The sequence below is a fragment of the Candidatus Alcyoniella australis genome (assembly GCA_030765605.1).
GTDB classification, from domain to species: Bacteria; Lernaellota; Lernaellaia; order JAVCCG01; family Alcyoniellaceae; genus Alcyoniella; species Alcyoniella australis.
The window spans coordinates 18208-40904 of record JAVCCG010000035.1; the positions used below are offsets into that span (position 1 = coordinate 18208).

Below are 22697 nucleotides of genomic sequence, written 5' to 3' on the forward strand. Positions count from 1 at the left end.
TTTTTACCAGAAGGCCGGGCTTGTGCCAAGCTTGCGGAAGCTATGGACGCCTGCGAAGTCTCCTGGAGACGATCTGTATTATACGCCCCAGTTCCGCCGGCAGCAGCAAAGCCGCGGCCCCGGCGTAGAGCACGAGGGCTGCTAAAATCGTCAGCAACAGGCCGCCGGCCTCGAACAGGAAGCCGCGTCCGTTGTTCACCAGCCCGATCCGCTGCGCCCCCCAACAGCCGAGAACCAGCGGTACGCAGGCAAGCGCAATGCGCGCCGTGGAGCCCAGTACCAGTCGCGCTCCGAGCCTGCCCACGCGCCTACGCAGAATCCATAACAGCAGCCCCAGGTTGAGAAACGCCGCTGCGCTGGCCCCCAGCGCCAGTCCGCCGTGGTCCAGGTCGGCCAGCGAGAAGTGCTGCGTGGTCCAGGCCACGGCATTGCGCAGGCCGACGATCGCGCCCGATCCCTGGACGTATGGCACACGGCCGATGAAACAGAGGCCGCAGACGATGTTGGCAAAGAATGCCGCAGCAGCGCAAAGCACCGGAGTCAGCGTATCCTTCATCGCGTAAAACGCGGGAACCACGATGCGCAGCGCGGAGAACGCCACCAGCCCCACAGCGTAGCAGGCCAGCGCCAGTGCCGTGGCCTGGGTGGCCGCATCGTCGAACTCCCGACGCTGGAACAGCACGGCCACGATCGGCTCGCGCAGCATGATCAACCCCAGCGCCGCGGGCAGCGTAATGAAGATGATAATCCGCAGATAAAGATTGAGCGTGCCCTTCATTCCGCTTAGGTCGTTGGCCGAAATCTGCCTGCTCATCGCCGGCAGCGCGGCAGTGCCGATGGCCACGCCGAAAATCCCCAGCGGCAGCTCCATGATGCGGTCGGCGTAGTATAGAAAACTCACCGAGCCCTCGCGCAGCAGCGAGGCGAAGAACGTATTGACCATCACGTTGAGGTTGGTCACTCCCAGTCCGAAAATCGCCGGCAGCATCAGCATTCCGATTTTACGAAGCTCGGGCAGGTTCCAGGACAGGCTCGGCCGCGGCAGGAAACCGCGTTTGGCCAGGAACGGCAGTTGCAACGCGAGCTGCGCAACTCCGCCGACAAGCACTCCAATCGCCAGGGCGTAGATCCGCTCGGTGCCGAACAGCGGGCCGAGCCCGACCATCCCAAGGATCATGCAGATGTTCAGCGCCACCGGCGCCAACGCCGGAGCTGCGAAGTGGCCAAGGGAGTTGAGCACTCCCATGCACAACGCCACCAGCGAGACGAAAATCAGAAACGGGAACATCAGGCGCAACAGATTGACGGTCAGCGCAAACTTCAGCGGATCGTCGCCGAACCCAGGGGAAATTACGCGCACCAGCCACGGGGCCAGCCAGATCCCGAGCACAGTCAACAGCACCAGCAGGCTCAGACCCATGCTGAACGCGGCCGAGGTCAGTTGCTTGGCCCGCTGCTCCCCCTGCCTGTCGAGGGTCTCGGTGAACACCGGGATGAAACTGACGGTCAGCGAACCCTCGCCCAGCAGCCGACGCAGCATGTTTGGAATGCGGAAGGCTACAAAGAACGCATCGGCCGCCGGACCGGCGCCGAAGAACAGCGCAATCACCATATCGCGAACATAGCCCAGCACACGCGAGAGCATGGTCGCCGAACCAACGACCCCGGCGGCGCGGGCGATGCGCGTGTTCTCAGATGACTCCGGCCGCTGGCTATTCACGCTGTTTGTCACCGCGACGCATTCTCCACTTGACAACAGCACGGCCTTTTGTGCATTATTTGCGCCTCAAAATTGAGTCGACCGGGCTGAGCAATCGCCCCGTGCGACATGGAGGATGCATTGGCCAATCATCTGTCTGCAATCAAACGCCACCGCCAGAGCGAAAAGCGTCGCATGCGTAACAGCATGGTTAAAACCCGGGTAAAGACCGAGACGAAAAAGGCTCTTGCAACGTTCGAAGGAAATGATGCCGAAAAGATCGAGGTTGATCTGCGCGACGCGATCAAGACCATCGACAAGGCGGCATCCAAAGGCGTGCTGCATCACCGCACCGCTTCACGAAAAATCGGTCGACTTTCCAAACGCGCCGCCAAGGCCAAGGCTGTCCAGGAATAGTTCCGAAACATTCTTAGACTTCATTGACGTTGCCCGCGGCCCGTCCCGGCCGCGCGGCCAAGTTTTAACATCAGCCGCTCCATAATCAGTCCTGGCGCCAGTCGGCTCGACTTAAGCATTTGATCGGTTTGATACAGGCGTCGCAGGCACTGCTCGAGGGTCGGCTCGTCGAACGATCGCACCTGACCGATAAACTGCCTTATCAGAAACGGCCGCACGCCGATCGACGCCGCCAGATCGGACAGGTCATCTCCGCGTGCGTTGGCTTGCACGCCTTGCAGCAGCTGGCTGTAATGCCTGACCAGCAACGGCATAATCTGTAACGGGTGGGTGCCCTGCCCGAGCATGCCGTCGACCAATACCAGCGCCTGCTCGACCTGCCCGGCCGCCAGATGATCGGTCAGCTTATACAGGGCGTCGATCCGCACGTCGGCGACCAGCGCCCGCAGGTCCTCGATCTTGATCTGCTTGCGCTCCCCGGCGTAAAGCGCGACCTTCTCCAGTTCCGCCGCGATCTTTCCCAAATCGGAACCGATGGCACGGGCGAGAAAGGCACGTCCTTCGGAATCAAGCACGATACCGCGTTGCGCGGCCAGCTTGTCGATCCAGCCGGGCAGCTCGCGCTCGCGCGGTGGTTTGAACTCAGCGGTCGCGCCGTGTTTATTCACGGCTCGGGTCAGTGCCGGCGCGGCGCGCTTGCCCGCGGCGGTGAGCAGCAGCAGACAGCTGTCGACCGGGGCTGCGAGGTAATCCTTGAGCGGTCCCAGATCGTGGTCCTTGAGCCGGTCGACGCCGTCGATTCGCACAATCCGGCGCTTGGCCATCATCGGCACGGTCCTGGCGTTCTCGATCAGCAGCCCGATCTTGGCCTCGCCTGCCTGCACCCGATCCAGGTTGAAGTCCCGCGGGGCGTTGTCCAGAGCCAGCTCGGTCAGCCGGGAAGCCACGAGCTCGACCAGGAAAGCTTCTTGGCCGTGCAGCAGGTAGACCGGCTTGAGTTTATCTGGCGCGAGCTTTGGATCGAGCAGCGCGGAGAGATTAGTAGAAGCCATCGAACAGCCTGTCGTGTATCTGCTCGGCGATGGCCGCGGCCATCTGGTCCAGCGCCGTCTGCTTGGCGGCCTCGGAGGCGAACGGATCGGACGTCACTTCGTACTCGCGGCGCTCGGAGACGTTGGGGTCGTTCCACAGCTTGTGTCCGCTGCTGTCCTCGACCACGACCTTGCAGCTCATCACCGCGCGATACTCCACGGCCAACTCGCTGATCGAGAAGCTGATCGGGCTGGTGCGAAAGCTGTTGATCGTGCCGTAGACCACGGCGTCGGCCTGTTCCACATCCGAGACGATCACCCACCCGGTCTTGCTCAACTCGAGGATCAGCGCATCGGTCAGGCCGTCCTCAATGCCCGCCTCGAACGTCTTATTGGCGAAGACCGGTACGGCCAGGCTCTTGATGCGCACCGGCAGGTTGTGGCCGCGCCGGGGCAGGTGGTAGCCGCAGCCTGCAAATACAAATATCAGGACCAACGCCGTCAGCCAGCGGGCCAGCGGCTGTACGCGAGTTCTCATTTTGCGACTACGTTGACCAGCTTACCGGGCACCCAGATCACCTTGCGAACCTGGAGACCTTCGATGTGGCGCTGTACATTGGACGATTCCAGAGCCGCCTGCTCGGCCTGTTCGCGCGAGGCGTCGGCCGCCAGCAGGATCCGCTCGCGTACCTTGCCGTTGACCTGAACCACGACCTCTACGGTCTGCTCGATGCACATCTCGGGATCGTACTTTGGCCAGGCGCGGGTCAGCAGCGGATCGTCATAACCCAAACGGTTGGCCAGCTCGTCGCAGATGTGCGGGGTGAACGGCGAGAGCAGCATGACCGTCGTTTCGACGGCAAAGCGCATTACAGCCGCCGCTTGGGGGCCAACGGCCTGCTCGGGCTTGATCGCGTAGATCTCGTTGACCAACTCCATGATCGCCGAGATTGCGGTGTTGAGGTGGAAACGTTCGGCAATGTCGTCGGTAACCTTTTTAATCGTCTGGTGAGTCTTTCGCAGCAAGGCGTCGAGTTTCTCCTCGCCGGTCAGCTCACCGCTCTGGGGCTGCACGCCGTCGATCACGTCGAACCAATCGTGGACCATTCGCCAGACGCGGCTCAGGAAGCGGTGCGCGCCCTCGACTCCGGCATCGGACCATTCCAGGTCGCGCTCCGGCGGGCTGGCGAAGAGAATGAACAGCCGCGTGGTGTCGGCCCCGTAGCGCGAGATGATCTGGTCCGGATCGACAACGTTGCCCTTGCTCTTGGACATCTTGGATCCGTCTTTGATCACCATCCCTTGGGTCAACAGCCGGGTAAACGGTTCGTCGACCTCGACCAGGCCGATATCGCGCATTACCTTGAGGAAGAATCGCGCATAGAGCAGGTGCAGGATCGCGTGCTCGATGCCCCCGATGTAGAGGTCGACCGGCATCCAGTAGCCAACGGCCTCCGCGTCGACCATTCCGCGGTCGTAGTGCGGCGAGCAATAGCGGGCGAAGTACCAACTGGACTCGACGAAGGTGTCGAAGGTGTCGGTCTCGCGCCGCGCCGGGCCGCCGCATTTTGGGCAGCTGGTGTTGGCCCAACCCTGGATCGTCTCCAGCGGGCTGCCCCCCTCGCCGGTAAGCGGCACGTCCAGCGGCAATTCGACGGGTAGCTGATCGATCGGCACGGTCTGGGTGCCGCAGTCCTCGCAGTAGATGATCGGGATCGGCGCGCCCCAGTAGCGCTGGCGGCTGACGCCCCAATCGCGCAGGCGATAACTAAAGGATTCTCCACCGCAGCCGATCTTCGCCAGCTCGGCGGTGATCGTCTCGATGGCGTCGAGGTTGTTCATGCCGTTGAACTTGCCGGAATTGACCAGCAGGCCCTCGTCAACGTAGGCCTCGCTCATGCGCTCGGGGGTCAGATCGAGATCGTCCGGCGGAGCGATCACAACCTTGAGCTCCAGTCCGTAGCGCTTGGCGAACTCGAAATCGCGCTGGTCGTGGGTCGGTACGGACATCACAGCGCCGCTGCCGTAGTCCATCAGGACGAAGTTGGCGGCGTAGATCGGCATGCGGAACCCGGTGAACGGATTGATGCAATGGGCTCCGACAAAGATCCCCTCTTTCTCGTACTCGTCGCTGGTGCGCTTCTCTTTATCCTCGAGGATCACCCGCGTGGCGAATTCGCGGACCGCCTGCTCGTGCTGCGTGCCCTTGCTCAGCTCCTCTACCAGCGGATGCTCGGGGGCGAGCACCATGAACGTCGCGCCGAAGATCGTATCCGGTCGGGTGGTAAATACATCGATCGATTCTTCGCCGCCCTCGATTTTAAAGATGATCCGCGCGCCCTTGCTCTTGCCGATCCAGTTGCGTTGCATGGTCAACACGCGCTCGGGCCAGTTCTGACCAAGTTGCTGCGTCATCTCCAACAGCTCGTCGGCATACTCGGTGATGCGGAAGAACCAACCCTGCTGCTGCTTGACCGTGACCTGCGTATTGCAACGCCAACAGCCGCCATCGACCACCTGCTCGTTGGCCAGCACGGTGTTGCATTTGGGACACCAATTGACGTAGGAGCGCTTGTTGTAGACCATCCCGCGTTCGTACATCTTGGTGAACAGCCACTGCTCCCAGCGGTAGTATTCCGGATCGCAGGTGGACAGCTCGCGCGACCAATCATAGGAGTATCCCAGGCGTGTCAGTTGCTCGCGCATCATGCGGATGCACTCGCGCGTCCAGTCGTCGGGATGGCTCTGGTTTTGGATCGCAGCGTTCTCGGCCGGCATGCCAAACGCGTCCCAGCCGATGGGATGCAGCACGTTGTAGCCGCGCATGGTCATAAAACGGCTGAGCACGTCGCCTATACTGTAATTGCGTACGTGACCCATGTGGATCTTGCCCGAGGGATAGGGGAACATCTCGAGCAGGTAGAATTTTGGTCGCTGGTCGTCCTCGGATACCTGGAAGAGACCGCTCTCCTCCCAGACCGCCTGCCAGTGTTGTTCCATGCCTGTTGTAGGATCGTATTTGGCATTCATCTGAGTAACCTCTCGCTGAGCCCCTTACAAAATAAAACGCGCCGAGCGTTTACCCGACGCGTCAAAGTTCAGGTTCGGTCAGCCGGTCACTTGTAGTCGGTTACAGGCGGACTCGGCTCGGCGTCGGGAATCGAGAGTTGATCGCCCTGCTTGGCATCGGGGCACTCCTCGTCGGGAATCATCGGGCTGAAGATATGGTTGCTTTTCATCTCCCAATACATCTCGAACGGCAGTTCCCCGGCCTTCATCTGAAAAACGATTTTACCGCTGTTTTCGTAGTCGATCGGGCCGCTGCCGAAGATGAAAAGCTTCTCCTCGTAGGTCTCACGGAAGCTGGGATTGGTGTGCGAGAGCATGATCGGCAGACCGCGCTTACGGTCTGACATCTTCCACTTGGTCTCGCCGTCCTCGACGTAGAGGATATCTTGCACTTCCAACTCGCCCTTGCCGTAGACGCTGATGAAGAAGCTGATGTTCTTCAGCCCCGAGGAGTCCCATACCAGCATCAGGTCACGGATCGATCCGTGGACTTGGTCGCCGAAAACCTCGGAGGTATTGGGTCCGAAATAGACCTGGCAGCGGTGCTCCCTGGTAAGCGCCATGGCCGGCAGCGCTATGGCAAGCGTAAGCAGAGCAATCAATCCGAGGGTCGTCGCAGTACGCATGTGCTTCAAAGCCTCCGAAAAAGGTATTTCGCGGTTAGATCTATATAAAGACAATATTGAACGCTGTCAACAATGATCGTACGGACAATTCGTAAAAAAGCAGCGGACTTATAGCTTGATCCGTCCCTGTAAAACCCGATGGGCTCTCAGACGCTAAATGCCGCAGCTCGAAGAATCGTCCGAGCTGTCTGAACTACGCGTGGAGCCCTCGTCGAGCCCCACACAACTTGCTATCTCGGTGCAGGTGTCCGCGCCCAGGATGCAATCCACCACGGTCTGCTTGAAGTTTTCGCAGGTGTCCAGGCACTCGCCCATGGTCGCGAAGCCGATGTCGCTTCCCAGACTACAGGTGCTGATCCGGTCGCAGACGATCCGGCAGTCATCAGCACGATCGTCGCTGGTATCGTCGTCATCGTCGTCTATGACGTCGTCGTCGTCGTCATCGTCAGGGCCGCTGTAGAGGCCGTAGATCTGCTGTACGCCGTCGCGGTCGCCGCAGGCCAGGTCGTGGTCGCACTCGCCGGGCCAGCCGTAGCCGTACATTACATGGTCGTCGTAGGAGTCGTCGTAGATGTCGCCCAACAGCAGAAAGTGGCCGAACTCGTGCAGAGCGATGGTGCGCACGTCGTACTTGCCCGCGGCGCAGCCGGTGGACCATGAATATTGCAGATTGATGCCCATGTCGCACTCGGCGATGATGCCGGTCTGCGGGTTGTACCATGCCATAACCATTGCCAGAGTGCCGCTCTTAAGATCGAGGTAGCCGAAAAACACCTCGTTCGTGTTGTTTGACGTGTAGTCGTTGACCGTGGTCGTACCGTTATCGCTTATTTCCCAGGCCGCGCCGGAGTGGAAAAGCGACCAAGTCGGAGAGGCGCTGTTGATCTGGCCGCCCTCTCCGGAGATGTTGGGATTGTTTTCGTTGTATCGATAGTCCTGGCGCGTGGGGTTTGACAGCGACCAGTGGTAGCCCTCGTACTCGTAATGGCAGCCCTTGGAGGGCGGATCAGCGTTGTCGCAGCCCGGCGGAGGATTGTAGAACGTAGGTTGGGGCAGGTAGTTCAACGGATTGCCGGCCAGCGCGTCGTCTACGGCCGAGGTCAGCAGATCGATCGAAACGCCGTACTCGCGCACCTGGCCGTCGGTAACGCTGAGCTTGCCCTGGATACGTCCGACCAACGGGAAATCGCGGTGATCGCGCAAAAAGACCACGACCTGCTCGCCGACATGGAACCGCGGGCTGTCTTCGACCCACAGACCGAGCTGGTCCAGTTCTCCACCAAGCACTTCAAAGGAAACAGTGTCGGCCGGCTCTCCAGCCAGGGTTTCGATGGTCTGTAGTTCGACCGAGGTTCTGATCAGATCGCCATCAGGGTAGCTGTGCACCCCGCTGACAACGCCGTGCACCACGTCTTGGGACTGGAGCACGATATCGGATAAGCTCTGTTTAACGATCATCGCCCGGGCGTCGAGCGCAACGGCAAATATCAGCAGCAGGCTGACCAAGACGGCGATGCTTAGGTGAAAAACGTGGCCACTTTTACTCATCTGTTTGTTTCCTCGCGTTGTTGCCCCTTTAAGTATCAGCGCCTCTTACAAGTTTAACACAGCTTACGTATTTCGCGGTCCGGTTGATTACTCGTACTGATTTTAGGCAAAATGTTTCAACCTTGCTTCGGCGCTTGATTCAGAGGTATCTTGTCCGGCGCAAATTCAACCAACTACTAGTTAGGGCTGAGATACTCCAATGAAAACCAGACTACTTTACACTCCCGGACCAGTTCCGATCCATGAGCAGACCCTGCTGGCCATGGCTCAACCGATCATCCACCACCGCGCGCCCGAGTACGCCCAGTTGCTCGAAAAAGTACGCGGTCAGCTTAAAACGCTGTTCGGCACACAGCAGGAGGTGCTGATCCTCGCGTCCTCGGGCACCGGCGCCATGGAGGCCGCGGTGAGCAACCTGCTGTGCCCCGGCGACCACGCATTGGTGATTCTCGGCGGCAAGTTCGGCGAGCGCTGGACCCAGATTTGCGAGGCCTACGGCGTCGAGACGACCAACATCGACGTCCAATGGGGCAGTGCGGTCGATCCCGAGCAGGTCAGACTGGCCCTGGAGGCCGACCCGCAGATCAAGGCCGTCTATTGCCAGGCGAGCGAGACCAGTACGGGCACGCGCCATCCGGTGGAGCAGCTTGCCCAGCTGACGGCCCAGCGTGAGGATACCGTGCTGGTGGTCGATGCGATCACCGGTTTGGGAGTGTTCCCGCTGCCGATGGACGAGCTGGGAATCGACGTACTGATCACCGGCAGCCAGAAGGCCCTGTCCCTTCCACCGGGACTGGCGATGATTGCTCTATCGGAAAAGGCATGGAAACTCAGCGAGTCTTCCACCCTGCCCCGCTTCTACTTCAACCTGGCCAAGGAACATAAGGCGATCTCCAAGAACAGCTCGGCCTACACTCCGGCGGTGAGCCTGGTGGTCGGACTATCCTCGGTGCTCGACCGTTTCCTCGAACCGGGGCTAGATGAACTTTACGGCCGTACCGCGTTGTTCGCCCGCGCGTTGCGCGAGGCGGCCTTGGCTCTGGGGCTGAAGCTGTATTCCAGCTCGCCAAGCGATGCGGTGACCGCGATTTACTCGCCCGAGACAATCGATGCGGGCAAGATCGTCGCCGGACTGCGCGAGGGCTATTGCATTACCGTGGCCGGCGGACAGGACCAGGCCAAGGGCAAGATATTCCGCGTGGGCATGATGGGCAACGTGCGCGAGCGCGACGTAGTCGGACTAGTGGCCGCTCTTGAAAACGTCCTCGCCGATTTGGACTACGAGTTCGAACGCGGCGCCGGACTGCGCCGGGCATCGGAAATTCTCGGAGAGCGTAAATGAGCTTTAATGTATTGGTCAGCGACAAATTTTCAGCCAAGGGCCTGGCAGCGCTCAAGGCGATCAAGGGCGTCCGCACGACCTACTCCCCGGGCTTGGGCCCCGATCAACTCAAGGCCAAGCTGGCGCGCGCCGACGCGCTGATCGTGCGTAGCGCGACCAAGGTCACCTCCGAGTTGATCGACGACGCGCCGCTGCTCAAGGTAATCGGCCGGGCCGGCAGCGGAGTGGACAACATCGACGTGCCCTACGCCACCAAGCGCGGGATCGTGGTGATGAACACCCCCGGCGGCAACACGATCACCACAGCCGAGCACACCATCGCCCTGATGTGCTCCATGGCGCGCAACATCCCTCAGGCGCACCGCTCGCTGGCCGAGGGGCGTTGGGAAAAATCCAAGTGGATCGGCACCGAACTCACGGGCAAGGTGCTGGGCGTGATCGGCCTGGGCAACATCGGCAGCATCGTGGCCAAGCGCGCCTCGGCCATGGACATGAACGTCATCGGCCATGATCCGTTCATTGCTCCGGATCGTGCGGCGGAACTCGGCGTGACCCTGGTGGAGCTCGACCAGCTGTTAAAGGAAGCGGACATCATCACGGTCCACGTTCCCAAATCCAAGGACACCGCCTCGCTGATCGACGCCGAGGCGATCCGCAAAATGAAGCGCGGGGTGCGGATCATCAACTGCGCGCGGGGCGGGATCGTCAACGAGCAGGACCTGCTTGCCGCGCTGGAATCGGGCAAGGTCGCGGCGGCGGCGATCGACGTCTACATCAGCGAGCCGATGACCGACTCTCCGCTGTTCAACCGCGGCGACGTGGTTGTCACGCCGCATTTGGGCGCGAGCACGGTCGAGGCCCAGGACAAGGTGGCCGTGGCCGTCGTCGAGCAGATCCGCGACATGCTGCTCGATAAAGTCGTGCGCAACGCGGTGAACGTGCCGGGAATTCCGCCGGAGATGATGGACGCAGTGCGTCCCTATCAGACGCTGGCCGGCAAGCTGGGCAGCCTGCTGGGGCAGCTCGCGCCGCGCGACGTGCGCCAGGTCGACGTCGAGTACCGCGGGCCCGTGGCTAAGCTGCCGCATGCACCGCTGAATCAGGCCCTGCTGTGCGGAATGATGTCGCAGTTCACCGACGATGCCAACGAGATCAACGCCGCTTCGCTTGCCACCGAGCGTGGGATCAAGCTGATCGAGACGCGTAGCGAATCGCATCGCGACCATTCCAACCTGATTAAAGTGACGCTGCACGTCTCGCGGGGCAAGCTCAGCGTGGCCGGCACCAAGCGTGAGACCGGCGAGCTGCGGCTGGTGGACTACAACGGCTACCCGGTCGACATCGAGCCCCAGGGTCAGCTGCTGATCGTACAAAACAAGGATTTGCCCGGTGTGCTGGGCTCGATCAGCACGTTCCTTGGGCGACGCAAGATCAACATCGCCACGGTGCAGCTCGGTCGCCTCAAGTCCGGAAGCAATGCGGCCACCTTGATCGCCCTGGATCATTCGCTGGACAAGCGTCAGCTCGCCGACCTGGCCAAGCTGCGCAACGTCAACTCCGTCAACCAGGTGGAGCTGTAATATGCCGACCGCCGCGATAATCGGCTCGCAATGGGGCGACGAGGGCAAGGGGATGGTCGTCGATCTCTACGCCCGGCGTTCGGACTTGGTGGTCCGCTACCAAGGCGGCAACAACGCCGGCCACACCATCGTGGTCAAAGGTCGCACCACGATTTTGCACCACATCCCCAGCGGGATTCTGCATCCGGATTGCCTGTGTCTGATTGGCAACGGCGTGGTGATCAACCCGGAAATCCTGCTCGAGGAGATCGAACGCCTGGCGACGATCAACGTTATCGCCGACGCGTCGCGTCTGAAAATCAGCCAGCGCGCGCACGTGATCACGCCCTACCAAATCGAACTGGACAAGGCCCGCGAAAGCAGCCGCGGCGCCGACAAAATCGGCACGACCGGCCGTGGCATCGGGCCGACCTATCGCAGCAAGGCTGACCGCAGCGGCATCCGCTTTGCCGAATTCGTCGATCCCTCCAGGCTGCGCGAACTGCTCGAGCCGCTGGCCGACGAAGCCAACTTCATGCTCGAGAAGCGCTACGGACGCCCGCCGCTGGAACTGGCAAAGGTGCTCGAGAGCTACGGCGCGATGGCCGATAAGCTGCGCGACCATACGGCCGACACCATGCTGTTGGTCAACCAGGCCGTCGACCAGGGGCGCAGCGTGCTGTTCGAAGGGGCCCAGGGCGTGATGCTCGACCTGGACCACGGCACCTACCCCTTTGTTACCAGCAGCAACACAACGGCCGGCGCGATCTGCACCGGCTCGGGCGTGGCGCCCAAGCGTATCCAGCGCATCGTCGGTGTGACCAAGGCCTACACTACCCGCGTTGGCGCCGGACCGTTTCCCACCGAACTTAGCGACGAGGTCGGCGACCAACTGCGTAAGGCCGGGGCCGAGTTCGGCTCCACCACCGGACGCCCGCGGCGCTGCGGCTGGCTCGACGGCATGGTGCTGGGCTACTCCACGACCCTCTGCGGATTCAGCGAGCTGGCCCTGACCAAGCTCGACGTGCTCGACGGCATTGACCCGCTTTGCATCTGCACCGGCTATCAGCTCGATGGCGAACCGCTGCAAAGCGTTCCGGCGCTGATCGATGAACTCGAACGCGTCACGCCGATCTACGAGCAGCTCCCCGGCTGGTCGGGAAGCGTCAAGGACTGCCGTAAGCTCGAAGACCTGCCCTCGCAGGCGCGGGCATTGATCGAACGCATCCAGAGCCTGGCGGGCATCCCGGTGACGCTGATTTCCGTGGGCCCGGGCCGCGAAGAGACGATCATGCTCAGCGAGCCGTTCAGCACATCGTGAACCCGGGTAGCATTACGGCTTGACAAAGCTTGGCGTGATATCTAGTTTTAGCGCCCAAAGTTTGGGCCGTTAGCTCAGTTGGTAGAGCAGCGGACTTTTAATCCGCAGGTCGCAGGTTCGATCCCTGCACGGCTCATCAAGGATGTCCCCATCGTCTAGCCAGGCCTAGGACACCGGCCTTTCACGCCGGCGACACGGGTTCGAATCCCGTTGGGGACGCCACCACAACCCCGCGACCCGTACGTGCGGCTCAATCGACGCTTAGCTGCTCATCAAAATCCTGTAAATCGATGGGGGGAACTGCCAATGAATTCACATCGTCTCCACGCGTTGCCTATCTTGCTGTTGCTTCTGCTCTCGCTGTTGATCGTCGCGTCCTGCTCCACGGATTCCGATGACGACGACGATGATTCCGTTAACGATGACGACGACGATGATGACGATGATATCGGCGACGACGACGCTGACGACGATGACGATGATGACGACGATCCGCCCCCCGATCCGCTGGATTGCCCGGCCGTGTTGGTGCGGCAGCCCTACCTGCAATTGGGAACAACCACCGGCATGAGCGTGCTGTGGCGATCCGATGAGACGGGCGATTCGTTGGTCGAATACGGCACGACCGCGGATTTGGGCAAGTTCGTCTACGACGAAAACTGGGTTACGAAACACGAGCTGGCAATCACCGGGCTTGAGCCGAACACCACCTATTACTACAGGGCGCGCACGTGTCTTGATCAGACCAGCGTGGACTCGTTCCGCACAGCGCCTACCAGCGCCGATCCGCTCAACTTCGTGGCTTTCGGCGACAACCAGAGTGGCTATGAGACCTTCACCGAAATCGCCTCGCTGATGGAAATGGAAGATCCGTACATGGCGATCTCTGTGGGCGACATCGTGGACGACGGCTGGGTCGAGGAAGACTACGATCAGCAGGTCTTCACCCCCGCGCAGTCGCTGTGGCGCTCCACGCCGTTTTTCGTTTCGATCGGCAACCACGAGGGCGGATCGCCGCTGTTTCAGGATAATTTCCGCTTTCCCGGTGACGGCAAGCTTTACTACTCATTTACCTACGGCAACGTGTTTTTCCTGTGTCTTGAGCAGGACACCTGGCACTTCACCTTTCCCGGCACGCAGCAGTATGAGTTCATGGTCGCGGCGCTTTCCTCCGAAGAAGCGCAGAACGCGGAGTTTCGCGTGGTCTTCTTCCACACCCCGCCCTGGTGCGAAGGCTGGGAGGGCTATGAGGGCGAGAAATTAATTCGCCTGTTCATCGTGCCGCAGATGGAAAATTACAACGTCGATGTTTATTTCAACGGCCATACGCACGATTACGAGCGCGGCCTGCGCAACGGCGTTGCCAGCTATATCATCGGCGGCGCCGGCGGCGGTCTGGATAGCTGGGCGCGCGATGTAGAGCACATCAGCGTGTACGAAGCGACGCACCATTTTATGAGCGTACACGTCGCGGACCAGACCATGACCTTAGACGCGATCAATCTCGACGGCGAGGTGTTCGACACCTATCAGATCATCCACTGACCTGGATTAATCATGAGGCTTCCACTGCGAAGCACAATCCGTCCGCAACTACTGCGTCATCCGCGACGATCCGTGCTCGACACGCTACAGCGGGTACGCCCGCTCCTCGCACCTGCGCTAATTGCCTGCCTGCTGCTGGTCGGTACGCTGTGCTTACCGGCTCGCGCCGATTCCCCGGAACCGGATTGTTCAAGTGCTCAGCCGCTACAGACCGTATCGATCAGCGTCGAGATCAACGCCGATCCCGCGATGGTCTACCCTTATTTGGTGGATGAGGACAAGATCGTGCGCTGGAACGGCATCGACAGCATGGTCCACGTCAGCTTTCCCAACAGCGGCTGCCCCGTGTTGGGCAAGCGGATGTTGATCACCATCGACTTTATCTCCAACCCCTCAATGCTGATGGAGTTCGTGGAGGTCGATCCGGGTCGCCTGGTTAAGATCGCCTTTATCGACGGAATGCTCGGCGGCTGGTTCGTCTACCGTCTGGAGCCCCTGGCAAACGGCGGCACGCGCCTGATCAACGAGATGTCGATCCAGCCCAACGGCAGGGTTTTCGGGGTGCTGTGGCAAATCTACGGCAAGACCATGTACCACAACAAAATGCGATGCTACTGGGCCAAGCTCAAACAGGTGGTGGAGCAGGACCTGGAGCAAATACAAAAGTAGTTGCTTATTTTCCTGCCGTCTCGTAACCGATGGTGGAGAAGTAGATCGCCCGGTCGAAGAACAGCACTACCCGATTGTTCAGTTCCAGGGCGCTGTGCAGATCGATCACAGTATCCAGCAGTCCGTCGCGCAGCACCTTGAGCCATAGGTGACGCTTGATCAAGACCATCGCCTGGATTACCTCGGACAGGGCAAGGCCTTCCTTCCTGAATTGACGGCCGATGCTGGTGTAATGCTGTTCCACATCCTGTTTGGTAGTTTCCTTGCCGATCCATTTGCCCAGCTCGCTGTAGACTGAATACGTTCCCTCATACAGCTGCTGTTCGTCAAATTCAGCATAGGTCGGCGTCTGCTGATTTGACCGTATTTCTTTGATCCAGCGTTTTGTTAGATCATCGGCGTTCTTTTCGATGAGCTCGACCAGCCTGTGGTATAGCATCGCGTTCCCCCTCTTAAAATATTCAGCAGCTTAATCATATCATTGCCTCAACGCGGCGTTTAGTTTAATTGCATCATGCGACCGACGTTGGCGTGGAATTACAGCTGTGTCTGGGCAAGTGAATATCGGATCCGGATGCACTTCCCACCCACCGGGCATTTCAGTATACTGTGGCGCCGATTTCACAAGGAGCACCTATGAAAACGCGGATAACAGAACTGTTTGGAATCAAGTACCCGATCCTGCTCTCCGGAATGAGCTTTGTCAGCAAGCCCGAGCTGGTGGCCGCGGTCTCCAACGCTGGTGGATTGGGGATTTTGGCAACGGGTACCCTCAACGCAGATCAGACCAGAGAATACATCAAGAAGATCAGAAGCTTGACCGACAAGCCGTTTGGCGCCAACGCCACGCTGCTGTTCCCCGGCGCATACGAGAACGCCAAGGTGATTCTCGAAGAGAAGGTGCCGGTGATCAACTTTGCCCTGGGCAAGGGCGACTGGATCGTCAAAGAAGCCGCGACCTACGGCGGCAAGGTCATTGCCACGGTGGTCAACTCACGCCACGCCAAGCGCGCCCAGGAATACGGGTGCGACGCGGTGATCGCCACGGGGCACGAGGCCGCGGCCCATGGCGGCGACGTGACGACCATGCTGCTGGTTCCCAGGCTTTCACAATTGCTCGATATCCCTGTAATCGCCGCCGGCGGCATCGGCGATGGACGCGGACTGGCCGCGGCGCTTGCTTTGGGTGCCGAGGGTGTCGCCATGGGCACGCGCTTTGCCAGCACCGCTGAAAGCCCGGTCCACGATTCGACCAAGCAGATGACGATCAAGAAAGACGTTACCGAGACTTTCTACACCAACCGCTTCGATGGCGTTCCGGCACGAGTAATGGATACGCCCGGCGCGCGCAAAGCCATGCGCCGTCGCGTAGGACTGTGGAGCGCTTTCCTCAACTCCTTTGCCATTGCCAAGGAGATGCAGGTCCCGTACTACAAGCTGTTCCTCCAGACAATGAAGGCCGGCCTGAAAACCACGATGCAGCTGGCATACCTGGCCAAAGGCTTCCGCGGCTTCCGGCTCTCAACGGTCGAAGGCGATTTGGACGAGGGCGTCTATCCCATTGGACAGGTCATGGGCCTGGTGCAGGACGTACCCACGACAGCCGAGCTGATAGAACGTATCGTGGCCGAGGCCAAGCAGGCCAACTCCGCTTTGGCGAAGAAACTCGCCGACTGATCGTTTTTGCAAATTAGATCGATTCCCTGAAGGGGCCGTTCGCGGCCCCTTTTTATTCTTTTTCAATTTAGTGACCTTTGTCACTTCGCAATCAGCGTCAAGATCGAATAATAGTTTTGAAATGTGGGCATCTTGCCCGCATCTCGGCGCAGCAGCAATGATCCAAAATCCTCCGCAAAAATTGGTGGGGGCCCTATGTCCATGGATCAGCGCGAGCACCGTCGAGTATTCAAGGCATTGTTGGCGAAGATCAATTATTCCGGCGGGGAGTGCTTTGGCTATGTGCACAACCTGAGCAAGACCGGTTTCGGCATCACCACCGACCACAACATCCCGATGGCCAGCGAAGTATTGATCGACGTCAAAATGCCCCCCAAGCGTATAATCCGCACGGGCGGACGCGTAGTCTGGCAGCGCACGCTGCCCCCCGGTTCTCCCAACGGTTACATGGTCGGCGTCAAGTTGGTTCTTGCACCGCCGGAATATTCAGAATTCATCGAGGAGCTGATTAAAAAAGAGGACGAGCTGCTGTCGGTGGTCTCTGGAAATAAAAAGGGGCCGAACTAGCCCCTGCCCAATTGGCGTAGGTGCGAGCTATTCACCGTAATAGACCAGAATATTGTCCACCCGGCCGGTTCCGGCCCGATATTGGTCGATGAAAATCCCCATGCTTCCCAGTTCGCCCGATCCGACTCCGGCGTTGACCCATCCCAGATCGCTGCACTGCCCGCTTTGGCCGTTGACCGTAACGCTGTGAGTTTGGCTGCCGATCCGCGCCTGGATCAGCACGTGCACCCAGCTGCCCGGATCGTGCGATCCACAGACCACCACCGACTCCTCGCCGTCGATCGTTACCACCTGTCCGGCGATGACGATCGCGTATACCTGGTTAAGCGAGCCCTCGCCGATCAGAACTACGCCCAGGTTGTCGCCTTGGTCGAGTACCGCGTCGAACTCCGCGCTGATCGTACCGCTGGTCAGCCCGCCCACGGCCCAGGGCGAAACAGCAGTGATGTCCGATGGCACGTCGGCGTCAAGCTGCAGCGACTTGCCCCATCCGGTGCGCGAGTAGACGATCTTGGCCTGCGCCGTTCCACCGTTGTCGTAGACTTGCCAGGGCTCGCCGGGCGGCGATCCCGATTCGTGTCGCTCCCAATCCTCGGAAAAAATCAGCTCGCCGTAATCATCGTCATCGTCGTCGTCGTCATCTGATGAGTCGTCGTCCGCTGAATCGTCGTCATCTGGCGAATCGTCGTCGTCTGATGAATCGTTCTCGTTAGCAGCGTCGTCGTCCTCGTCGAACCAATTCACGGGTCCTTCGCCGTCGTTGAAGTTGCAGCCGGCAAACAACATAACAACGACAAGCAGCGCGCTCGTTGCAAGCAACCTCCGCCCAATGGCCGATGCGCGAATTATCGACATGCGATTATTTTACCACCATCCGCCCAATCGAGTATTTTGATCCGCCGGACGAGCATTGTTTTAGGACCGTTCGGCAGCTATATTCTTTGGCGTAGATCCGCCTGCCCAGAACCACGAGGACGTAAATATGGACATCGAACCGACCTACAAGAACGTCATCGAACAATACGCCAAGATCTCTAGGCTGCAGGGCGCCACGGCGATCCTGCACTGGGACCACATGGTCAACCTGCCTCCCAAGGGCGTTGCCAAACGCGGCGAGCAGCTGGCCATCCTCGAGGGGTTGGTCCACGAGTGGGTCTGCTCACCGCGCTTTGTCGAGGGGATCAACCAGCTGCATGAGGTGCGGGACGAGCTTGATTTTGATCAACAGGCCAACGTGCGCGAGCTCAAACGCGAGGTCGACCGCGCGACCAAGGTTCCGCCGAACCTGGTCCAGGAATTGGCGCGGCACGGTACGATCAGTCACCAGGCATGGGCCGAGGCGCGCAAGAACTCCGATTTCGCCGCGTTCGCCCCTTACCTGAAAAAGATGATCGAGCTGCGCAAGCAGGAGGCGGCCTGCCTGGGTTTCGCCGACCGTCCCTACGACGCATTGCTCGACCTGTTCGAACCGTACGCCGACGAGGCGAGCACCAAGGCGCTGCTCGATGATCTGCGCGGCCGGCTGGTGCCGTTCCTGCAAAAGATCTTGGCCAAACCCAAACACGACCTGGGCGTGATCGTGGGCAAGAACTATCCCATCGACAAACAACGCGAGTTCGGACTTAAGGTGATCAAGCAGTTCGGCTTCGACTTTGAGGGCGGACGCCAGGACATCAGCGTGCATCCGTTCTGCACCGGCTCACTGGGCGACGTGCGGATCACCACGCGCTTTTACAAGGACGACCTGCGCCCCTCGCTGTTCGGCATGATGCACGAGGGCGGACACGCGCTCTACGAACAGGGAATCGATCCCGCGAACGTCGATACTCCCTTGGGCGAATCGGTCTCTTTGGGCGTCCACGAGAGCCAGAGCCGGATGTGGGAGAACCTCGTGGGTCGCGGCCTGCCGCTGTGGAAGCACTTCTACGGCGACCTGCGTCAAACCTTTCCCGAGGCATTGAGCTCGGTGGGCCTCGATGAATTCTACAAGGCGATCAACGTTGTCGAGGGATCGCTGATTCGCGTCGAAGCGGACGAGGCGACCTACAACATGCACATCATCCTGCGCTTCGAGCTCGAGAGCGAGATGTTCAACGGCGGGATCGAGGTTGAGGATCTTCCGCAGGCCTGGAACTCCAAGATGAAGCAGTACCTCGATGTGGACGTGCCCGACGACGCTCAGGGCGTGTTGCAGGACGTGCATTGGTGCGAGGGTATGATGGGCTACTTCCCGACCTACACTTTGGGCAACCTCTACGCCTCGCAGCTGTTCGCCAAGGCCTCGCAGGATCTGGGCGACCTGGGCGAGATGTTCGCGCAAGGCGAGTTCAAGCCGCTGCTGGACTGGCTGCGCACCAACGTCCATAGCCAGGGCAAACGCTACGTCGCCTCGGAATTGGTAGAACGCGTCACGGGCAAACCGCCGAGCGCCGAGGACTTCATGAAATACCTCGAGACCAAGTTCGGCGCGCTGTACGATCTGTAGCCCGAATCATTCACGGAGCTTCTACTGCGGCGCGGCCGATGGTCGCGCCGTTTTCTTTTTTGCTAAAACGATGACTGCAGCGTGAGAAACACGCTGCGTCCGGGCAACGGCAGTCCGCGCACGTCGACCATCCGATCATCGGATAGGTTTTTAACCTCGGCGCCAATGCGGAAGTGTTCGCCCGCGCGCACGATCAATCCGGCGTTGAGCACCTGGCGCGGTTCGAGCAGCTTGGTGTTGGCTCGGGTAACATAATTGCCGCTGATAAATCGGTACTCGGCGAACAGCGTGCACGGCTCGATCAGCAGTTCAACCTTTCCCGCTGCCTTGTGTCGCGGCCGTCCCGGAATCTGATTGCCGCGGCGGTTGGGTTCGTCCGTGTCGTCGATGGCATCGGTGTAGGTGTATGCCGCGGAGAGCGCCAGGCAGTCCACCGGCCGCAGGGCCGCCCTGCCCTCGTACCCGCTGATGATCGCCCGACCGATGTTGAACGGCTTGTAGCGAAAACCCGAGAGCAGCAGGTACTCGATCAGATCGTCGATCTCCGAGCGGAAGTAGACCGCCTCGGCGTTGAAAATCCGAGTGTTGAACTGCACCCCGCCGTCCATGCTCCAGGCGCGTTCTGGCTTGAGCTGCGGGTTGCCGACCACGAAACCCTGATTGAAATACAGCTCGTAGAAATTCGGCGCGCGAAAACTGCGCCCGGCGTTGGCCTTGATCGTCAACCACGACAACGGCTTGAGCGCCATGCCGAGCTTGGGCGACCATTGGTCGCCCGCTTCGCTGGCCGAGTCGTAGCGCACGGCAGGCACCACGGTCAGCAGCTCGCCCCAGAGCATGATCTGATCGCGCAAGGCAGCTGACCAGGTTGTTCGCTGTGGGTCGTCGAACTGCTCGTCGCGCAAAATATCCAGGCGGTATTGTCCGCTGAGCAGCCAAATCTGGTGCGCGCCCCAAACGTATTGCAGGGCCTGCCTGACCTCGGGCGCGTACTGCCGTTGGTGCGAGTCGATGGCAACACCAGTGCCCTCGCCCGCCTGATCGCCATAGCTCTGGTCGGCAAAGATCAGCGAGCCGCCGCTGGTGAGAGTCAGGCCGGGCAGCACTTCGGCCAGCGCCGACTTGACGGTCAGCATTTCGCGCAGCTGCTCGGAATAGGCGTGAGGCGTGGGAAAGGTCACCAGACCGGGCATGCCGCGCCGCGAGCTGACCAACTCGTTTTGCACTGAAACGTCCAGCATCTTGGTCGCTGCGAATCCGGCCTTAATCAACAGCCCGCGGCTGTCAAACCCGTTGTTGCGGCGCACGTCCCTGCGATCGTCCGAGTCGTCAAGCTCAGTGCCGTTGTTGCTGACAAATGGAAACGCGCCCGACGAGTGCAAATAGCCGATCGAGGCCAGATAGCTCCATTTCTTGAGCTGCGCGCTACGCGCCGCTGACAGTCGCAACGTATCGAACGAGCCGTAGCTGACGCCTAAAGTATTGGCCTCGCCCGTACCGGCCTTGCGCGTGACGATGTTGACCACGCCGCCCACAGCGCCCTCGCCGTAGAGCGCGGACTCGCCGCCGCGCAGCACCTCGATGCGTTGGATGTGTTCGGCCGGGATCGAGCTGAAGTCCACTCCGCCGCCGCTGGCCGGGTTGACCCGCACGCCGTCGATCAAGACTACGACTTGGTCCGCGCTGGTCCCCCGGATCGAGATCGTCGAGAGCTGGCCCAGGCCGCCGAAGTCGCGCATGTGAACGCCCACGGCCGAGGAGAGCATCTCCTCGGTGGTCGCCATGCGACCGGCATAGCTCTTGGCATCGATCACCTGCACGAACGCCGGAGGATCCTCCACCGATTCGTTGAGCGCCTCGGCGCTGACAACCAGCTCGGGCAGCGTGTAGCCTGGCGGCTGTTCGTCCGCATCCTCTTCAGCGCGCAGCGGCGCACAGACCAGCAACACGGCCCACAGCGCCGCTGCAAGTATCAGCTCTCTTTGTCTCAATCGATTACCGTCAGGGTGTCCGGTCCGTCGTTGACCACAAAACTCTCGACCTTCTCGCCGCTAAGCGGATCGATGGCGAACAGCCGGTCGTGGTTGAATTCCGTGACCCACAGCAGACCGTCGGGCGACAGGGTCAGGCCGCTGATCATGCTCAAGCCCAGAGGATCGTCCTGGTCGCGTAAATCGACTTGATACACTTGTTCGCCGCTCTCCAGGTCGATTGCCGTGAGCACGCCGTTGCGTGCATTGCCCAACCAACCCAGCCCCTGCTCGTCGATCAACATCTCGATCGGCGCGCCGTTGACCTCAAAGTCGCGCACCAGCTCGAGGGTCTGCGGATCGATCGCCTCAACGCGGCCGTTGCCAACGAAACCGTCCTGTTGATCGTAGTCGCCCGCGCTGACCGCCCACAGCAATCCGCGCTGCAAATCCTCGACCAGTCCGACCGTATCGCTTCCCGTGAGGGTCAGATCCGCAGTCTGGTTGCGCTCAGCGCGATCGATGACGATCACCACTCCCGGCCCGTTGGCTGTGAAATCGCCGTCAAGGTTGGGCAGCGCCACGAACACCCGCTGGTCGACAACGAGCAGGCCGCTGTGACGAGCCCAGCCCTCGTCGCCGGGCAGCTGAAATTCCTCGGGTAGCGCGATGCGCGCCAGCTCGCGATCTTCAGCATTGATCCCGGTCGACAGGTCGTAGAGCGATACGTCCTGTTCCATGAAGTTGGCGATCCAGGCCAGACCCTGCGAATCGAAGTCCATTGCTATCGGGTTGCTGCCCGATCCGACCGATATCTCACGCTGTACTTGCAGCTCGCCCTGGTCGTAGACCACCACCGAGTTGGACAGCGAGCACAGCGCGTACAGTTCGCCGCTGTGCAGCAGCGTCTGCGTGATCGATTGGCCCGTGGCGCGAACGTCGTCGAGCAGCACGTACTCTCCAGGGCCCTCGACCTTGAGCACCGAGAGCGTCTCGCTCAGACCGCCGCCGATTACCAAGGCGTACGGATAGGGCGCATCGTCATCGTCGTTCAGGTCAATCGGCTGATCTTCATCGACCGCAGGATCCTCGCAGCCCGCTAAAACCAAAATCAGCATGCAGCAAAGCAGCGATGTTAATACCTTCGAAAGTTCGTTCTGTCGACGGGACAT

At 60.4% G+C, this 22697-nt stretch carries 19 protein-coding genes and 2 tRNA genes; 11 read left to right on the forward strand and 10 right to left on the reverse strand.

All coding sequences use genetic code 11. From position 1 onward, the window contains the following. Positions 1-40 precede the first annotated feature (40 nt). Positions 41-1732 (reverse strand): murein biosynthesis integral membrane protein MurJ, encoded by a 1692-nt coding sequence (gene murJ, locus P9M14_04055; protein ID MDP8254900.1) that lies wholly within the window; start codon positions 1730-1732, stop codon positions 41-43. Between the two features lie 108 nt (positions 1733-1840). Between murJ and rpsT the strand changes: the two genes are divergently transcribed. Then, positions 1841-2116: a 30S ribosomal protein S20 gene (gene rpsT / locus P9M14_04060; GenBank protein ID MDP8254901.1), complete on the forward strand. Its 276-nt coding sequence runs from the start codon at positions 1841-1843 to the stop codon at positions 2114-2116. 20 nt (positions 2117-2136) lie between these two features. Here rpsT and holA read toward each other — a convergent pair whose 3' ends face one another. The 5 genes from holA to P9M14_04085 all read right to left on the reverse strand — a co-directional run bounded on the left by holA (position 2137) and on the right by P9M14_04085 (position 8390). Beyond that, the gene (gene holA, locus P9M14_04065; protein MDP8254902.1) at positions 2137-3168 is read right to left on the reverse strand and encodes a DNA polymerase III subunit delta; all 1032 of its coding nucleotides are present in this window, start codon (positions 3166-3168) and stop codon (positions 2137-2139) included. After that, positions 3155-3685 carry an LptE family protein gene (locus P9M14_04070; protein MDP8254903.1) on the reverse strand — a complete coding sequence of 177 codons (531 nt, stop codon included), beginning with the start codon at positions 3683-3685 and terminating at the stop codon, positions 3155-3157. The genes holA and P9M14_04070 overlap by 14 nt, the downstream gene beginning before the upstream one ends. Further along, positions 3682-6177: a leucine--tRNA ligase gene (leuS, locus tag P9M14_04075; protein MDP8254904.1), complete on the reverse strand. Its 2496-nt coding sequence runs from the start codon at positions 6175-6177 to the stop codon at positions 3682-3684. Before leuS ends, P9M14_04070 begins: the two co-directional genes overlap by 4 nt. 86 nt (positions 6178-6263) lie before the next feature. Next, the gene (locus P9M14_04080) at positions 6264-6842 is read right to left on the reverse strand and encodes a hypothetical protein (GenBank protein ID MDP8254905.1); all 579 of its coding nucleotides are present in this window, start codon (positions 6840-6842) and stop codon (positions 6264-6266) included. Positions 6843-6995: 153 nt separating this feature from the next. Beyond that, on the reverse strand, positions 6996-8390 hold the full coding sequence (locus tag P9M14_04085) for a hypothetical protein (GenBank protein ID MDP8254906.1): 1395 nt from the start codon (positions 8388-8390) through the stop codon (positions 6996-6998). A gap of 199 nt (positions 8391-8589) precedes the next feature. Between P9M14_04085 and P9M14_04090 the strand changes: the two genes are divergently transcribed. From P9M14_04090 to P9M14_04120, 7 genes are all read left to right on the forward strand, one after another. Next, positions 8590-9732 (forward strand): alanine--glyoxylate aminotransferase family protein, encoded by a 1143-nt coding sequence (locus P9M14_04090; GenBank protein ID MDP8254907.1) that lies wholly within the window; start codon positions 8590-8592, stop codon positions 9730-9732. Next, positions 9729-11312 carry a phosphoglycerate dehydrogenase gene (gene serA, locus P9M14_04095; GenBank protein ID MDP8254908.1) on the forward strand — a complete coding sequence of 528 codons (1584 nt, stop codon included), beginning with the start codon at positions 9729-9731 and terminating at the stop codon, positions 11310-11312. The genes P9M14_04090 and serA overlap by 4 nt, the downstream gene beginning before the upstream one ends. Position 11313: 1 nt before the next feature. Continuing rightward, the gene (locus P9M14_04100) at positions 11314-12612 is read left to right on the forward strand and encodes an adenylosuccinate synthase (protein MDP8254909.1); all 1299 of its coding nucleotides are present in this window, start codon (positions 11314-11316) and stop codon (positions 12610-12612) included. 63 nt (positions 12613-12675) lie between these two features. After that, positions 12676-12748 (forward strand) — tRNA-Lys (locus P9M14_04105). 8 nt (positions 12749-12756) lie between these two features. Then, positions 12757-12834: transfer RNA gene (locus tag P9M14_04110), tRNA-Glu, on the forward strand. A gap of 84 nt (positions 12835-12918) precedes the next feature. After that, entirely contained in the window at positions 12919-14157 is a 1239-nt protein-coding gene (locus tag P9M14_04115) for a metallophosphoesterase (GenBank protein MDP8254910.1), read from the forward strand. A 12-nt stretch (positions 14158-14169) separates the two neighbouring features. Then, the gene (locus P9M14_04120) at positions 14170-14826 is read left to right on the forward strand and encodes an SRPBCC family protein (protein ID MDP8254911.1); all 657 of its coding nucleotides are present in this window, start codon (positions 14170-14172) and stop codon (positions 14824-14826) included. A 4-nt stretch (positions 14827-14830) separates the two neighbouring features. On the opposite strand, the gene P9M14_04125 is transcribed toward P9M14_04120, so the two are convergent. Next, the gene (locus tag P9M14_04125) at positions 14831-15265 is read right to left on the reverse strand and encodes an RsbRD N-terminal domain-containing protein (protein MDP8254912.1); all 435 of its coding nucleotides are present in this window, start codon (positions 15263-15265) and stop codon (positions 14831-14833) included. Positions 15266-15462: 197 nt separating this feature from the next. Here P9M14_04125 and P9M14_04130 point away from each other — a divergent pair, with 197 nt between their 5' ends. Together P9M14_04130 and P9M14_04135 are read left to right on the forward strand one after the other, a co-directional pair. Continuing rightward, a complete protein-coding gene (locus P9M14_04130; protein ID MDP8254913.1) occupies positions 15463-16503 on the forward strand; it encodes a nitronate monooxygenase in 1041 nt (346 codons plus the stop codon). A 201-nt stretch (positions 16504-16704) separates the two neighbouring features. Next, the gene (locus P9M14_04135; protein ID MDP8254914.1) at positions 16705-17070 is read left to right on the forward strand and encodes a PilZ domain-containing protein; all 366 of its coding nucleotides are present in this window, start codon (positions 16705-16707) and stop codon (positions 17068-17070) included. Between the two features lie 27 nt (positions 17071-17097). On the opposite strand, the gene P9M14_04140 is transcribed toward P9M14_04135, so the two are convergent. Beyond that, entirely contained in the window at positions 17098-17814 is a 717-nt protein-coding gene (locus P9M14_04140; protein ID MDP8254915.1) for a hypothetical protein, read from the reverse strand. A 238-nt stretch (positions 17815-18052) separates the two neighbouring features. Here P9M14_04140 and P9M14_04145 point away from each other — a divergent pair, with 238 nt between their 5' ends. Beyond that, positions 18053-19555 carry a carboxypeptidase M32 gene (locus P9M14_04145; GenBank protein ID MDP8254916.1) on the forward strand — a complete coding sequence of 501 codons (1503 nt, stop codon included), beginning with the start codon at positions 18053-18055 and terminating at the stop codon, positions 19553-19555. 62 nt (positions 19556-19617) lie between these two features. Here P9M14_04145 and P9M14_04150 read toward each other — a convergent pair whose 3' ends face one another. After that, positions 19618-21546 (reverse strand): TonB-dependent receptor, encoded by a 1929-nt coding sequence (locus P9M14_04150; GenBank protein ID MDP8254917.1) that lies wholly within the window; start codon positions 21544-21546, stop codon positions 19618-19620. Further along, positions 21543-22697: a hypothetical protein gene (locus P9M14_04155; GenBank protein ID MDP8254918.1), complete on the reverse strand. Its 1155-nt coding sequence runs from the start codon at positions 22695-22697 to the stop codon at positions 21543-21545. The genes P9M14_04150 and P9M14_04155 overlap by 4 nt, the downstream gene beginning before the upstream one ends.